Source organism: Alcaligenes sp. GW821-FHT11D07, from assembly GCF_058808495.1.
Genome location: NZ_JBXART010000001.1, coordinates 139,035 through 154,398, shown reverse-complemented (window position 1 = coordinate 154,398; position 15,364 = coordinate 139,035). Strand labels below are relative to the sequence as shown.

Sequence of the window (15,364 nt, the reverse complement as noted above, 5' to 3'; positions counted from 1 at the left end):
AAATTTGTTTTACGGGTATTTGTTTTCTATCCTCACACAAACCCTATAATCAAGAATGATTCCTGTTTAGACTTCTGTGATTTGATCCCGATGAAGACATCCCTGCCCCGCCTTCTGATCAGTGCCGCCACGCTCTGCCTGGCCTTCTCCCTGCCCACCCAAGCCCAAGAAAATCAGAACACTCGCCCCTGGAACGAGACCGTTGGGCCCACCATTGTGGACCAACAACAAAATCTCTATCGTTTTGAAACGCTGCTGATGTCCTCGGAAGACGGCAAACGGCGCTACAAAATACAAATTGGTACGCCAAACCGCCCTGCTCCCGCAACCGGGCATCCGGTGATTTATATGGTGGATGGCAATGCCGCCATGGCCAGCATTAGCCTGGACGACCTGAAAGCGATCGACGCGCTAACGGCCCCGGTACTGGTGGCCATTGGCTACGACACTGAAGCCCGCCACGATGTGCTCGCCCGCTCCTTTGATTACACGCCTCCCGTGACGGAGAACGGCGTGAGCAAAACCGTTGAAGTACGCGGACGTTTGGGCGGCGGAGCGGATATCTTTTTGGACTACATCGAAAAACATATCAAACCGGCGGTAGAGGCGCGCGAATCCATAGACCGTTCCCGACAAACACTTTGGGGGCATTCTTACGGGGGCTTGTTCACACTGCATGCGTTGTTTACCCATCCCGACCTGTACCAGCGTTACGTCGCCGGTGATCCGTCCTTGTGGTGGCATGAGGGTGTTTTAGTGCAGACGGCCAAGGCTTTTGACACCACTCGGGCGAAAGACAAGCAAGTCGCCATTATGGTGGGTGGCCAACGCAGGAATACGTCCATGAATAATGCGGCAGCTCAATGGTCAACGCAGGATTTGGCGAAGCACTTGCAGCAGGCTGGTCTGAACGTCAGCTATGAAAACTTTAGCGAACTGAACCACGGACAGATGCTGGCCGCATCCTTGAAACCCGCGCTGCGTATCGCTGCCCAGCCGTGATGCTTTTTTAAAGACACCACGGCTATCAGCTTTGTCCGAGCAGCCCGTCAAGGGCGCTCGGTCACGCCTAGAATAGCGCCGCCGGGCAATTTCAAGACATTGAAAGGCGCGGGTTCAATTACCGCTCCGTGCGCATGAATGCCATCAATGACAGTCGCCATTTTTTCCTCGATCAAACCAGGATTAAAGGCGGTCGCCCGCGTCCAGCTGCCATCCTCTGCCATGGCAAACGTCACACCATTCACCATGGTATCGCTCGCCAAGATAATGACCTCATCTCCCGGGACGGAAGGCAGCAAGTCCGCAAAAACCAGCAAGCAATCCGGATGGCCAGCAGGAGTCTTGCTTAGGCAGGCTCTGGCCAGATAGGCGATCTCCCATCCCGGATAGCTCTCAATAAAAGGTTTGAGCAAAGGATGATTGGCTGGTGAGCTAGGCATGGTTTCAAGCAGAATCTGCTTGGCCTGCTCTTCGCTGAACTCCCAGGGTTCCGATGTCTGATCTGGAGATGGAGGGCCCTCTTCTTCCTCTAGTTCTACGTCCAGCAAACCCTGCTCAACTAAAGAGCGCAACGCCTCCTGGCCCGGCAGCCCCCAGCCCACTCTCATTTGTATCTCCGGAAAATCGGCCGCCGTTAGTTCGCCCGATTTGAACCTTTCCACCTGCGAGGCCACCGACAAAGACTCGGGAGACAGTATCCGGGACAACCAGAGCACGGCCAGCACGATCAGTACCATGGCCATCCAGATATTGGAGCGGCGCACTCGCGACATCCAATCCCGAGCATGGCAGGCAGCCCAGAAATAACTCAATCCATATCCAGCCGCGACAAGTGCCGCTGTCATGGCGCTGACTCGGGCTGGGGTCCAGCCATACTGCGAGACCCGAGACACGATCGCCCACAAAGCCACCGCAGCCAAAACGGGCATGACAATGCCCAGCAAGCGCGCCGAAGCACGCAGCAAAGGGGTTGCACTCGCATTAGCGTCTTCATCGGCCACTACAGCAGATACCAGGGTGGACGCCCCCAATACCGCCGCCACGCACAGTGCTGCCAAGGGCAGGCCTTCGCCTGTACGCCAAGGCAAAGCCACAATAAAGACCAGCATCACCAGCAGCAGAACGGGAGTGAGCAAACGCAGCAATTTCAGCAATATAAGCGGCGACAGCAAGCCATCTGATTCCGAGGCTATCGCCAAGCCCGCCCCCACCAAGCCGCCAGACACCACGGCTGCGACAGTCGGCTCCAGTAACACATCCGCCAGAAAGGTAATGCCCACAAAGCTCAGCAGTAGATGGCTCGCCATCAGTACGCCCCAGGCAAGCCCGCAAAACAGCATCGCCACCGCCCAGGAGCACACCATGGACCAACTGACATCAAACAGGCGCCGGTAATTACGCCAATCCTGACGCCGCTCGGCCATTACGGCCAGAAACGGCAACGTAATAGTCGACAACAAGCTGATCCCCACCCCCATCTGCGGTGCAAGCAAAAAACCGTCTATATCCGCGTAACCGCCTAGCCCCTGAAAGCTTAGAACAGCCCCCAGCACTGCCAGTCCCAAAGCGGCTAGCAAGGATTTGCGCAGCGGCAAGTACATCAATAAAGACATGGCTGCCACACCAAAAATCCCGACCCCGAAAAGCAAGGCGATCCAAAACCGCACTTGCTGCAAATCTGACGTCATCAAACTGACGAACGCAAACCATTCGAGCAGGGCCAGCAGCGCACCGGCCAGAGACAAAGTCAGGGTTCGCCGGTTCTGTAGAGAGGAAAGTGGTATCGCAATCATGGTGAATAAAAAGCAGTCGATTCAACTAGGACAGCATATGGAAGATCACCATCGCTGACAGCGTCAAGGCACAGCAAAAACGTAGCGCTGTGCCCTGCCAAACCCGGCTAGTTTAGTACGATGGATGCGCGTCAGACCCGCATTGGGCCTGAAGTGTACGGCCCCCTCTTGTAAGCAGACGTTAGGCTCTGGCATAAGCTGCTTGCAGACCTGAAAGCCTTAACACGCCAATGCGTTCAGCAATGCGCCGGGCAGCAGCATCACCAAAAGAGTTTCCGCTTAAGGGGAGCGATATGCTTTGCCTGATCCAAGCCCTTTCGCCGATAAGATCCCCGAACCAAATTCTCCTGCCAAGGCCAGCCGCACGTTTTTTCAGAACAAAAAAAACCTGAGCCGGCACAGCACCGGACTCAGGCAAAAAGGTTTCCGCTGTTAGCGGTCTATCAGAACGCGGCGCTGTAAATTGCGAAAGCGTCGTCTTCGGTCACGTCGCGCGGGTTATTGCCCAGCAGACGAGTTTGTTTCATGGCTTCTTGAGCCATGCGGCGCAGGTCGCTTTCTTTGATGCCTACTTCGCGCAGTTGACGCTCGATGCCGGTATCAATGGCGATCTGTTCCATGAAGTTGATGAAGGCTTCTGTCTTGGAGGTGTCGTCGCCCTGAATGCCTGGCATCAGTACCTCAGCCAGTTCGGCATACAGCGGGGCTGCAGCCGGAGCGTTGAAGCGCAGTACGTGGGGCAGAACCAGGGAGTTCGACAAGCCATGTGGTACGTGGAAAATACCGCCGATTGGGTAAGCCAGTGCATGTACAGCCCCCACCGGGGCGTTGGCAAACGCTTGGCCGGCCAAGGTCGCGCCCAGCAAGATGTCCTGACGGGCTGCAGCGTCCTGGCCGTTGCGACAAACGTGCACCAGTTTGTTGCCAATCAGGCTCAGGGCTTGTTTAGCCAAGTTGTCCGATAGCGGGTTTTTCAGGATGCGGCTGGTGTAAGCCTCGATGGCATGCACCATGGCATCAATACCGGTTGCCGCCGTAATACGTGGGGGCAAGCCCAAGGTCAGCTGCGAGTCCAGAATCGCCAGATCCGCGTACAGCTCGGGAGCAACTACGCCGGACTTGGTGGTTTCGCCGGTTGTCACGATGGAGATCGGCGTAACTTCCGAGCCAGTTCCTGCGGTGGTCGGGATCTGCACCAAAGGCAAGCGCGAACCGCGCACATTGCCAATGCCGTACATCTCTTGCAGGGGCTGATCCGTGGCCAGCAAGACGGCCAGCAATTTGGCTACGTCCATGGACGAACCGCCACCCAGACCGACAACAATTTCTGTCTTGGCCTGACGGGCGCGCTCGGTCGCTTGCAAGATGATGTGCTCGGGTGGATCGGCAATAACATCGTCAATCACTTGCACGGTCCAGCCCTTGGCCTTCAAATCAGCCAGGGCAGGATCCAGCAAGCCGCTTTCGTGCAGGAAGCGGTCGGTCACCAGGCACACGCGCTCTTGCGAGAAACGTTGGCGCAGGATTTGACCGAGCCGGGCAGCGGCTCCGCTTTCAACATAAATAGCGGGGGTGGTTCTGAACTCGAATGCCGACATGGGCTTTCTCCTTAAGGTATGGCGGGCTGCGGTACTTCGATACGGCCGCGGTCCATCCGGTAGGTGTAATCGATCACATTGCCGGCGTGCTGCAAGTCAGCACCCGACAACAAGGCACTGAAGCCCTCTTTGCTAAGCTCGCCCACCACTTCTGCAATACGCTTGGACAGCGCAGGGGCGACACCCTCAAAAGGCTCATCCAGCAACAGCAGCTTGTCTGCCGTCATCAAGGCACGGCCAATGGCGACCAGCTTTTGCTGACCACCGGACAATTGCAAAGCACGGCGTGGGCCAAAGACTTTCAATTCAGGGATGATGCGCCAGACACGGTCCAGACGCTCTTCAATATCCTGGGATTTCAGGGCCCAGGCGGGCAGGCGAATGTTCTCTTCCACGCTCAGCTCGGGGATCAATTTACGATCCTCGGGGGCAAAACCCATGCCCAGGCTGGTACGACGGTAGGCTGGCATCTTGGCCAGTTCCTGACCGTCAAACTGAATCGAGCCATTGTCTACGGCCAGCAAACCCATCACCGTACGCATCAGCGTGGTTTTACCCGCACCGTTACGACCGGCCAGACCCACGATCTGACCTTGGCGCACTTGCAGGTTCACCTGACGCAAGATGCTGGTGGGGCCAATGCGTACATCCAGATTTTTGACATCAAGCAACATTATCGGCCTCCTGTTTATTGCGTCCCACCGGCTCGCCGATGATGTATTCACGAACCTGCTCATGAGCCAGCACTTCATCAGGAGTGCCGTTAGCCAAAATGGTGCCGTCATAGAAAGCCAGCACGCGATCGCTGTAGCGGCGCACGATTTCCATATCGTGCTCCACAAACAGAACCGTCACACCCGCATCGCGGACCACTTTCATGACACGGTCCATCACTTCAAATTTCTCGTCACTGGCCACGCCACTGGTGGGTTCGTCCAGCAAGAGCACTTTAGGCTGGGCCACCATGGCCAGCGCGATGTCCAGCAGTTTGCGAATCCCTTCTGGCAAGGTGCCCGCCTGGGACTGAGCAAAGGCGCTCAGACCAAAGCGTTCCAGGATCTCGCCTGCTTGCGACAGGGGCTGACGAGCCACGCCCAAAGCGATTTCCACGTTTTCCAGCGCGTTCAGGGAAGTGAACAGCTGAGGAATCTGGAAAGAGCGCGCAATCCCCAAACGGGTTACTTCCCGTGGCGGCAAACCTGTGATCTCACGACCGGCAAAAAAGATATTGCCGGAGTCCGGCTTCATATAGCCGGTCAACATGTTCACGAAGGTGGTTTTACCTGCGCCATTAGTACCGATCAGGCCCGTAATGGTTTGCGCATGGATATCAACGGTCATATCGCGTGCAGCGTGGACAGCGCCAAACTGCTTGCACAAACCTTTAGCAGAAATCAAGGGTGACTGACTCATGAGCGGGCCCCTGTCGGTGAAGAAGAGTCGGTGGTGTTAGCCGCAGCGTTGCGACGATTCAAGATGCTGATCAAGCCACCGGGCAAGAACACAATCAGGGCCAACATGCTGACACCCATGACGATCTGCCAAGTGTTGGGAGCGTATTGGTAAGCCAGTGTGCGAATCAGTTCCAGGCTCAAGGCACCCAGGAAAGGCGCGTAAGCATTGCGAGTACCGCCCAGCACAGCAATAAAGATGAACTCGCCCGACGTGGTCCAGAACGCCAGTTCAGGATCAACGTGGCCAATGCTCAGGGAGGACAAAGCACCGCCCAGACCGGCCAAAGCGGCGGCCAGCACATAGCTCAGATGAATATTGCGGTAAGCCGAAGCACCCAGGTATTCAACACGGATTTCATTGTCTTTGATCGCCGGGCCAAGACGGCCAGCGCGGCTGCGCAGGAAACCTTGCATGGCCCACAGCACCACGCCCACCAGCACCACGGTCAGGACAAACACGCCCGGACGCGACAGGGTTTCAGCAAAGGCGCCCCACATGAAAGAGGGAGCGTGCACGTTAAAGCCGTCACTACCACCCAGGCTGGGGTTACGCACCAGCAAGCCATACATGATCATGGACAAAGCCAGACTGAGCATGGCAAAGAAAATATCGCGGTAGCGCGCCAGCAAGAAACCCAGAACCCAGGCCAGCAGGGCTGCGCAGGCAGCCGCAAATGGCAACAGGATCAGGGCTTCACGCCAGTCCAGGTAGTTCATAGCCATGCCCACACCGTAGGCACCGATGCAGTAGTACAGGCCTTGACCGAAGGAGGCCAGACCCGAACGCAGCAAAAGGACGACGCCCAGGGCAACCAGGCCCTTGGCCAGCGCGACGGTGATCAGGAACTGCCAGGATGGCAAGCCAAAGCCCACGATCAGGGCGGCCACCGTAATGACCAGGGCAATCATGCCCTGCTTAAGGGTAATGTTGGTCTTGTTCATATCTTTCGGGCCTCGGCAGCAGCAAACAATCCTTTAGGACGGACGGCCAGCACCAATGCCATTACCGCGTAGATGGAGAAAAGTTCGATTTCAGGCCAGTAATGCACCGCAAACGAGCGCACCAGCCCAACAATCACAGCGCCCAATGCCGCACCGGGCAAAGAACCCAGGCCACCGATCACGACCACGGCAAAGGCCATCACAATGACCTCAACGCCCATGCCGGGAGCCACCGAAATCGTTGGAGCAGTCAGCGCACCGCCCAAGGCGGCCAGCGTGGCACCGGCAATAAAGGTCAGCAAGAAGTAGCGTTGTACGTTGATGCCCATGGCCTGGCTGACTTCGCGGTCGTGAATCACGGCCAGCAAGATGCGGCCTTGACGCGAATACTTCAGGAACAGGGTCAGGAACAGGCCAGCCAGAATGGCGGCCACAACGATCACAAAGCTGTAAGTGGGGTAGAACAAGTCACCGAATTCAACGTTACCCAACAAGCCATAGGGCTCGGCGATCACGTATGGATCAACGCCCCAGACCAGCTTGACGGTATCTTCCAGGATCAGGAAGACCGCATAGGTAATCAGCAAAGAGACCACCGGCTCTTCTTGATAGAAGAAGCGCAGCAAGCCGTATTCAATGACCAGACCCAGCACCAGACCGGCAATTACCGCGGCCAGGATCAGCATTAAATAGCTGCCATAAGGACTTTGATCGGTAGAGAGCCACTGCGTCACCATGGTGACGGCGGTATAGGCGCCAATGGTATAGAGGCTGCCGTGGGCCATGTTCAAGATCTTCATCACACCATAGATCAGCGTGAGTCCGACCGCGACCAGAAACAGCCAGGCGGCGTACATGATGCCATCTATTAAGGCAGCAGAAAGAAGAGACATAGTCGGTTTCTGTGGAAATGGAATAAAAAATGCCGCCACGCCTTCGGTTCGCTTCCCCTTGTGGAGGAGGCTTTTACCTTGGAGCGGCCAAGCGGTAAAAACCGGACATGCAAAACAAGGTCTTGCATGCCCGAATTTTCAAGGCAGCGTCCTGTTCAGGACGCTTGCGTCTATCAGTACTTCAAACCACCCTTGATCCAATCGATGGACTTGACGCCTTCGGGAGGAGTCACTTCTTCAGGTTTGAAGTGACGCAGATCGGTGTAGCTGATGACGCCGTTATCGTTTTTCACCACGCCCAAGGTCGTACCTTGAACGGCCTGGTGGCCTTGACCCAAGGACATCGTCACATCGCCCGATGGGCTCTCGAACGTCAGGTGTTCAAAGGCGCTGACCACTTGTTCGGTGGACGGTGCTTTGCCTTCGTTGGCAGCCTGGGCTTTTTCGTAAGCTGCTTTCAGACCCAACAAGGTTTGGGTCATCTTGTAGGACGGGTAGCTAGGATCGGCATTGAACTGATCGCGGTAGCTGGCACGCAACCAACGGTTCAATTCATTGTCAGGAGCGAAAGCGGCGTGTGGACCACGTGCACCAATAATGGTGCCGGTCGGAATCTGGTTCTTGGCACGGTGTGTCGCCGTTTCGCCCGCTGTCAGCACCGTCAAGGTGTTGCGGAACAGACCACGTGGCAAGGCTTGCACCACAAAGCCTTCCAGATCGCCACCCCAGAAGCTGGAGTGAATCACTTCCGGACGAGCCGCCATCAAGGAGGAAATTTCAGCGTTGTACTGGCCAGCGCCCAGCTTGGGCATTTGCGACGTTTTGGCTTCTACACCGGGCTTGAGGGCTTGCAATGTGCCTTCAAAGTCGTGCCAGGCATCTTGGCCCCAGGCGTAGTTCTGGTTGATACCGGCGTAGCTCTTGAGTTCTGGATTGCGTTCCAGCACAAAGCGGGCAGCGGCCACGTTATCCATGGTGGCGTGGGCCACGGGACGGAACACGTATTTGTAGCTGGCATCTTCAAACAGACGCGGTGTGCCGCAGTCAAAAATCAGTGTCAGTTTTTTCAGCTCTTCGGCAACAGGGGCAACGGCCAGGCAATCACCCGAGGAGATGTAGCCAACCACAATGTCCACGTTCTGTTGTTGAACCAGGTTGCGGTATTCACTGACCTGTTTGGCAGTACCACCGTTCTCATCAATGAACACCAGTTCAATGGGTGCACCACCCAGACCCTTGGTGTTGTAAGGAGCGGGAACCTTGCCTTCGTTCAGTTGAGCAGCAGTCAGTTCAGCGGCGTTTTTGGCAGGCACGCCAAAGGGACCGGAAGCCGCGCCGGACAAGAAGGTGACCACACCAATCTTGATGGGCTTGACGTCATCCGCGTTGGCAGTCGTGCTGGCCATGAGGCCAGCAGTGGCCAGTGTCAGGGCCAAAGTCAATTTTCGTGGGGTTGCAGACAGGATAGACATAGCGTCTCCTTATGTAGCTTATTGTGGGTTTCTGCTGATGGGGCGCTCTATCTATGAGAGCTGCCCCTTCGCTGCGCTAGGCGCGGGTATGTATCAACTTACAGCTGCTGGCACATGTATTTAATTTCCAGGTATTCGTCGATTCCATAGCGGGAACCTTCGCGACCCAGACCGGATTGCTTGACGCCGCCAAACGGAGCCACTTCGTTGGAAATCAAACCGGTATTGACGCCAACCATGCCGTATTCCAGCGCTTCGCCCATGCGCCAGGCACGTGCGTTGTCGCGGGTAAACAGGTAGGCAGCAAGACCATATTCGGTGTCATTGGCCATCGCGATTGCCTCTGCTTCGTCTTTGAAGCGGAACAAAGGCGCCACAGGGCCAAACAATTCTTCGTGTGCTACGCGCATGGCCGGCGTGGCATCACCCAAGACGGTGGGCGAGAAATACGTGCCCCCCAAGGAGTGAGGCTCACCGCCTTGCAGAACAGTGGCGCCATGCTCGACGGCGTCATCAATCAGCTCGCGCAGACGATTCACCGCTTTTTGTTCGATCAGCGGACCTTGTTCCACGCCCTCGTCCATGCCATTACCCACTTTCAGGGCAGCAACACGTTCGCTCAGTGCCTTGGCAAAGCGGTCGTAAATACCGTCTTGCACCAGGAAGCGGTTGGCACACACGCAGGTCTGGCCGCTGTTGCGGTACTTGGAGGCCATGGCCCCTTCAATCGCGGCGTCCAGATCAGCATCATCAAACACGACGAACGGGGCATTCCCACCCAGTTCCAGAGACAAGCGTTTGACGGTGGGAGCACATTGCGCCATCAACAAACGGCCCACTTCGGTGGAACCCGTGAAGGACAGCTTGCGCACGATGGGGCTCTCGGTCAGAGCAGCACCAATCACACGGGACTTGCCTGTCACCAACTGGAAAACACCGGCGGGGATGCCCACGCGTTCAGCCAGTACGGCCAGCGCCACGGCGGTCAGGGGAGTCAGGTCGGCGGGGCGAACAATAATGCTGCAACCGGCTGCCAGGGCAGGAGCTACCTTGCGGGTAATCATGGCCGCCGGGAAGTTCCAGGGAGTAATGGCAGCGCACACACCCACGGGCTGCTTGACCACCACAATGCGTTTGTCCGACTGGGGGTGACCCATCACATCGCCATAAACGCGTTTGGCTTCTTCGCTGAACCACTCCACAAAGGAGGCCGCGTACAGCACTTCGCCACGAGCTTCGGCCCAGGGCTTGCCCTGTTCCATGGTCATGATGGTGGCCAGGTCATCCGCATTGCCAACCATGGCATCGAACCAGGCGCGCAACAGCTTGGCGCGTTCGTGTCCACTGCGAGCCTTCCACTCGCGCTGAGCGATTTCAGCGTCGCTGATAACCGCTTCGATTTCTGCCGTGGCCAGGCTGGCGACATTGGCCAGGCACTCGCCCGTAGCAGGATTAAGAACGGCGAAGGTGTTGCCGTCGCCTGCCGAGACCCAACCCTGAGCGGTCCAGGACTGATCTTTAGCCAGGCTGGGATCCTTCAGTTTGCTAATCAATGATGCCGCGATATTGTTCATTATGCTGAACCTGTTTCTCTTATAGTGAACTTGATAGAATTATAGGAGCCGAAAAATCGTGGCGTCAACGAATAGCCTTACGGGTTTACCCGTAGGTCATCCATTGCCGTATTTTTTGTTTTGGGGTATTTGAAGGCACAATGTAGCGCTGGCATCCAAGCGGCAAATCTGGCCTAATTCAGGGCCTGTACGCCTGGTCTGCGGGCTCCATGCCCAGTGAGATGCTTCTTGCAGTGCTGACAGAACCTTGCCCCTATTTCCAGAGTTCAGCCCCGGCCACCCGGGCTTATTGGACTTCCTGTGTGTCGTTATGGAGTTAGTCGTAGTGGAAGAGAAGAAACTGGTTCCGGCTGTAGTACGTGCAGTCACTGTGCTGGACGAATTGGCGGCATCGCCGGAGCCCCTGTCATTCACGGACCTGGTCAAACGCCTGGGTATGCCCAAGAGCTCTTTGTACGGGCTGTGCACCACCCTGCTGGACCTGCATCTGATTCGCAAGCTGGAAAATGGCAGTTTCACGCTGGGAACGCACGTCATGGGCTGGGCCAATGCCTTCCTGTCTCAGTTGGATCTGACACAAGAGTTTTTTGCGGCCTGGGACGATATGCGCGTCCTGCCTGAAGAAACCATTACCTTGTCCATTCTGGATGGCGAAGATGTGGTCTATATTGCCTGTCGCAACGGCACCCGCCCCCTGGGTTTCACCTTTCGCGCCGGCATGCGTTTACCGGCGGTCTACACCGCTACCGGCAAAGCCATGCTCAGTACCTTGCAAGGGCAAGATCTGGAACATGCCTTAAATCACCCCTGGCCCGAGCCCTTGACCGCACATGGTCCGCGCAGCAAAGATGATTTGATGGTGGAGCTGAACGATGTGCAACGCCTGGGTTATTCAGTAGATGCCTGTGGCGTGCGCGACGGCATGCACTGCTTTGGGGCAGCCGTATTTGATTCCAATAACCGTGCTGCAGTAGCTGGCGTAGCGGTCAGTTTGCTGACCCAGGAAGCCGACGAAGCCGCTCAACGCCGTGCGGGTGAAGCCATGCGCAAGTTGGCCAATCGCTTGTCGGAACGGCTGGGTGCATCGCGCAAAGCCTGATATCCTCCCGCCAGGGAACACAATCGTTATTCACGGGGCAATTCTTTGCCCCTGATTATTGAGCTGACCAAACAGCGCGCTCATCCAGCCTGTATAGAGCTCAACCACACAGCCCGCTACCTTTCCCCTTACCGCAACGTGCTGCGCCTACCCAAGACCTCAAACTCTGGGACAGGTACGGCTTGTGCAGCGGCACAAAGCGGGCTGTGCTCATCCCCTCATCAAGCGATCCGTTCTATTTCCCAGCGATTGGTCCGCAAACGGTAAACTGTCGCTAAATCCTTTATTTTGCAGTTCTTTTTGATGTCACCCATCGTGCCCCATACCTCCTTTAACACCCTCCCCCTTCTGCCCGCCTTGCTCGAGACCCTGGATAGCCTGGGTTTCGAAAAAATGACGGCAATCCAGGAACAAAGCCTGCCGCTGATTTTGCAAGGCCGCGACTTGATTGCCCAAGCCAAGACGGGTAGCGGCAAAACCGCCGCCTTTGGGCTGGGCCTGCTGCAAACGCTGAATCCCAGCAAGCTGGCTCCCCAGGCGCTGGTCATTTGCCCGACGCGGGAGCTGGCCGATCAAGTCACCAGCGAACTGCGCCGACTGGCCCGTCAAATTCCAAACGTGCGCATGTTGACGCTGTGCGGCGGTGTGCCATCGCGCCCGCAAACAGAAGCCTTGCGTAACGGCGCACACGTCGTCGTTGGCACCCCAGGCCGCATTCAGGACCATCTGGACCGAGGCAATCTGGACTTGGCCTCCCTGAAAACATTGGTACTGGATGAAGCTGACCGCATGGTGGATATGGGCTTTCATGACGACATCGTGGCCATTGCTTCGCATTGCCCGCCCCGTCGCCAGACCCTGCTGTTTTCGGCTACTTACCCGGAAAACATCCGTAACTTGAGCGCACGCTTTTTGCACAAGCCCGCTGAAGTCAAAGTCGAGGCCCAGCACGACTCCAACCAGATCGAACAGATCTTCTACGAAGTCCACCCCGAGCACCGTTTGGCCGCGGTTGTCACCTTGCTGGAACACTTCCGCCCTGCTTCCACCCTGGTGTTTTGCAATACCAAAATGCGCTGTCAGGAAGTAGTGGAAGAGCTGCTGGCCGAAGGCATCCGCGCCCAAGCCCTGACTGGTGATCTGGAGCAACGGGACCGTGACGAAGTTCTGATTCAATTTGCCAACCAAAGCTGCGCCGTTCTGGTTGCAACCGATGTGGCTTCGCGTGGGCTGGATATCCAGAATCTGGAAGCCGTCATCAACGTGGACGTCACCAAAGACACTGAAGTGCACGTTCACCGCGTGGGCCGCAGTGGCCGTGGCGACCAGAAAGGCCTGGCTTTAAGCCTGGTGTCCCGCAATGAAATGCGCTGGGTCACCCTGATCGAGCAATACCAAGGCCGCGATCTGAAATGGGGCAATCTGAAAGCCTTGCGTCCGCGAAACCAAGAGAGCATGCAGGCCCCCATGATCACCTTGCTAATTCAGGGCGGCAAAAAAGACAAGCTGCGCCCCGGCGATTTGCTGGGTGCCTTGACCCGCGACGTGGGTTTGACAGGCGATCAAGTCGGGAAAATTGCCATTACGGAGTCCAGCTCCTATGTGGCTTTGGATCGCAAGATTGCCCGCCAATTCTTTGATCGCATTGCCGAAACCAATATCAAAGGCCGTCGCTTTCGCATGCGCTTTTTGGAAGATAAATAAACAGGGCTGCTGTAGAGCCTGAAGCAAGGACCGGCAACACCGACACACTGGCCTAGTAGTTTTTAATGGCCAGTGCCGTTGCCGGGTAAACTGACTGCTGCATTTCATACCAGCGGTCAGCGGCTATTAACTGACGAAGCCAAGTTATAGAAAATAAGCGCAGCAAAAAAAATATATATAAGCTGCAATTAAAAAACGCTGCACGATAAAATTTGTTAGCATCAACTAAAACCAAGCCATCCAAACCTCAGAAACAAAGAGAAAACAGCCATAAGATCGTTAGCTAATTAACAAGACGCAAAAAAAGGAAAAGCCATGAACAAGCAAGTTTTTTCCGCAACTGCAACGTTAATAGACAAACTAAAGGTTGAGTGCTCCTCTAGGTATTTTTCCATTCTTCTGAATGAACCCAGCAATCTGAACGATAAAAATGGTGGTATGACTCCGCTGGAGGCACTGCTTTCATCAATTGGTGCATGCAAATGCATTGTTGCGAAAAGCTTTGCAAAGAGACAAAAGATCGACTTAATTGATATCCAAATAAAGATGGATGGTGAAATCGATATTGATGGATTCAACGGAATCAACAAAGAAGCAAAAATGGGATTTTATAAAATCTCATCCAAATACTATATTCAGGCCAACAATAGCGATGAAGAAATAGAAAACTTTGTCCAATTTATTGAAAGAACCTGCCCGGTCCTGGACACAATCATCAATACACCTGAGATCTCTAACGAGATCAATATTATTAGAAAATAAGATCAAGCCGGTATTTTTGTAGAAAATACTGCAGCCTGTATGAGCAACTACATACAGGCGATCTTGTTGGGAGCCTGTTTCAAAGGACTGGCCGCTGCAGGTGCCGAACCATGCCAGCGAGCCAGTTCACGTATGCGCTCTAATAGGCTGGCCGCCGCTTCGCTCAAGCTGGCGGTATCTCGTGGATAGGCCATCAAAAGCTCGCAACGCGGGCCACCGCCAATCAAGGGCCGCGACACCACATTCTTGGGCATGAAATATTCGGCATACGTGGGCAGCAAGGTATAACCCAAGCCCGCAGCCACCAAGTTAATGCTCATCAAAGGATTAGCCGAGTTGTAGATATGTTCGGGCACCACTTTATGGTGGGCCAGATAGCGCGCCAGCACATCGTGCATGGAGCGTCCATATGAGCGGTCCACCGCAATCATGGGCAAGCGATGCAAACGGGCCGGGGGTACCAGGCTATAGGCTTCCAGCCTGTGGCCTTGCGGCAGGTAGACTCGCAAAGGTTCATCCAGCACCACCTCGCTACAGACATTGCTGGCTCGCACGGGGCCACGCATAAAGCCCAGATCCAGCTCCCCCCTGGCCATCGCCCCCTCCTGCTCATTGGACGTCAGGCTGCGCAACACCACGTCCACCTGCGGGAAAGCAGCACGAAAGGCAGGGAGCACTGCCGGAAAGATACGTACTTCCGCTGCTGGTACAAAACCTATCGTCAAGACCTCTCGTGCCTGCGAGGCAGCCTTGCCAGCGCGCAGCACCGCCTCCTCCACTTTTTGCAGAATCTCCCGAGCATCATCCAGGAACACGGCCCCTGCGTCCGTCAACTCCACTTTGCGACGGGTGCGGTTCAGCAAGGGATAGCCAATCTCTTCCTCCAGATTGCGAACCTGCTCGCTTAATGAGGGTTGAGAGGTATACAGCCGCTCGGCAGCGCGGGTGAAATTCAACTCCTCCGCAACTGCAACGAAGTAACGCAAGTGCCGCAACTCCAAATTTGTCTCCTGTCTAATTGATTACTCCCTGCCCGGCTCAAGGCCTGGCAAGAGGGATTGCCCGCTGTGC

13 protein-coding genes are annotated in these 15,364 nt (G+C 55.8%); 4 read left to right on the top strand and 9 right to left on the bottom strand.

Features of this window, described 5'->3' with window-relative positions; genetic code table 11:
* Positions 1-90: 90 nt before the first annotated feature.
* Positions 91-1,002: an alpha/beta hydrolase gene (locus AC1RSM_RS00695; RefSeq protein ID WP_492928493.1), complete on the top strand. Its 912-nt coding sequence runs from the start codon at positions 91-93 to the stop codon at positions 1,000-1,002.
* Positions 1,003-1,049: 47 nt separating this feature from the next.
* Here the strand turns inward: AC1RSM_RS00695 and AC1RSM_RS00690 are convergent, their stop codons facing one another.
* From AC1RSM_RS00690 to AC1RSM_RS00655, 8 genes are all read right to left on the bottom strand, one after another.
* Entirely contained in the window at positions 1,050-2,795 is a 1,746-nt protein-coding gene (locus AC1RSM_RS00690) for a DUF4153 domain-containing protein (protein ID WP_492928491.1), read from the bottom strand.
* 443 nt (positions 2,796-3,238) lie between these two features.
* On the bottom strand, positions 3,239-4,393 hold the full coding sequence (locus tag AC1RSM_RS00685; protein WP_492928490.1) for an iron-containing alcohol dehydrogenase: 1,155 nt from the start codon (positions 4,391-4,393) through the stop codon (positions 3,239-3,241).
* Between the two features lie 11 nt (positions 4,394-4,404).
* Positions 4,405-5,067 (bottom strand): ABC transporter ATP-binding protein, encoded by a 663-nt coding sequence (locus AC1RSM_RS00680; RefSeq protein ID WP_492928488.1) that lies wholly within the window; start codon positions 5,065-5,067, stop codon positions 4,405-4,407.
* Positions 5,057-5,806, bottom strand: coding sequence for an ABC transporter ATP-binding protein (locus tag AC1RSM_RS00675; protein WP_492928486.1), 750 nt, complete (start codon positions 5,804-5,806; stop codon positions 5,057-5,059). Before AC1RSM_RS00675 ends, AC1RSM_RS00680 begins: the two co-directional genes overlap by 11 nt.
* Positions 5,803-6,789 (bottom strand): branched-chain amino acid ABC transporter permease, encoded by a 987-nt coding sequence (locus AC1RSM_RS00670; RefSeq protein WP_492928484.1) that lies wholly within the window; start codon positions 6,787-6,789, stop codon positions 5,803-5,805. The genes AC1RSM_RS00675 and AC1RSM_RS00670 overlap by 4 nt, the downstream gene beginning before the upstream one ends.
* On the bottom strand, positions 6,786-7,682 hold the full coding sequence (locus AC1RSM_RS00665) for a branched-chain amino acid ABC transporter permease (protein ID WP_035272061.1): 897 nt from the start codon (positions 7,680-7,682) through the stop codon (positions 6,786-6,788). Before AC1RSM_RS00665 ends, AC1RSM_RS00670 begins: the two co-directional genes overlap by 4 nt.
* Positions 7,683-7,855: 173 nt before the next feature.
* Positions 7,856-9,154 carry an ABC transporter substrate-binding protein gene (locus AC1RSM_RS00660; RefSeq protein ID WP_492928482.1) on the bottom strand — a complete coding sequence of 433 codons (1,299 nt, stop codon included), beginning with the start codon at positions 9,152-9,154 and terminating at the stop codon, positions 7,856-7,858.
* A gap of 98 nt (positions 9,155-9,252) precedes the next feature.
* Positions 9,253-10,728: an NAD-dependent succinate-semialdehyde dehydrogenase gene (locus AC1RSM_RS00655; protein WP_492928480.1), complete on the bottom strand. Its 1,476-nt coding sequence runs from the start codon at positions 10,726-10,728 to the stop codon at positions 9,253-9,255.
* 325 nt (positions 10,729-11,053) lie between these two features.
* On the opposite strand from AC1RSM_RS00655, the gene AC1RSM_RS00650 reads away from it, so the two are divergent.
* From AC1RSM_RS00650 to AC1RSM_RS00640, 3 genes are all read left to right on the top strand, one after another.
* Positions 11,054-11,827: an IclR family transcriptional regulator gene (locus AC1RSM_RS00650; protein ID WP_492928478.1), complete on the top strand. Its 774-nt coding sequence runs from the start codon at positions 11,054-11,056 to the stop codon at positions 11,825-11,827.
* Between the two features lie 303 nt (positions 11,828-12,130).
* A complete protein-coding gene (dbpA, locus tag AC1RSM_RS00645) occupies positions 12,131-13,531 on the top strand; it encodes an ATP-dependent RNA helicase DbpA (protein ID WP_492928477.1) in 1,401 nt (466 codons plus the stop codon).
* Positions 13,532-13,846: 315 nt separating this feature from the next.
* Complete coding sequence (locus tag AC1RSM_RS00640) at positions 13,847-14,293, top strand: OsmC family protein (RefSeq protein WP_492928474.1); 447 nt, start codon at positions 13,847-13,849, stop codon at positions 14,291-14,293.
* A 47-nt stretch (positions 14,294-14,340) separates the two neighbouring features.
* Here the strand turns inward: AC1RSM_RS00640 and AC1RSM_RS00635 are convergent, their stop codons facing one another.
* Positions 14,341-15,294 (bottom strand): LysR substrate-binding domain-containing protein, encoded by a 954-nt coding sequence (locus AC1RSM_RS00635; RefSeq protein WP_492928472.1) that lies wholly within the window; start codon positions 15,292-15,294, stop codon positions 14,341-14,343.
* Positions 15,295-15,364 lie beyond the last annotated feature (70 nt).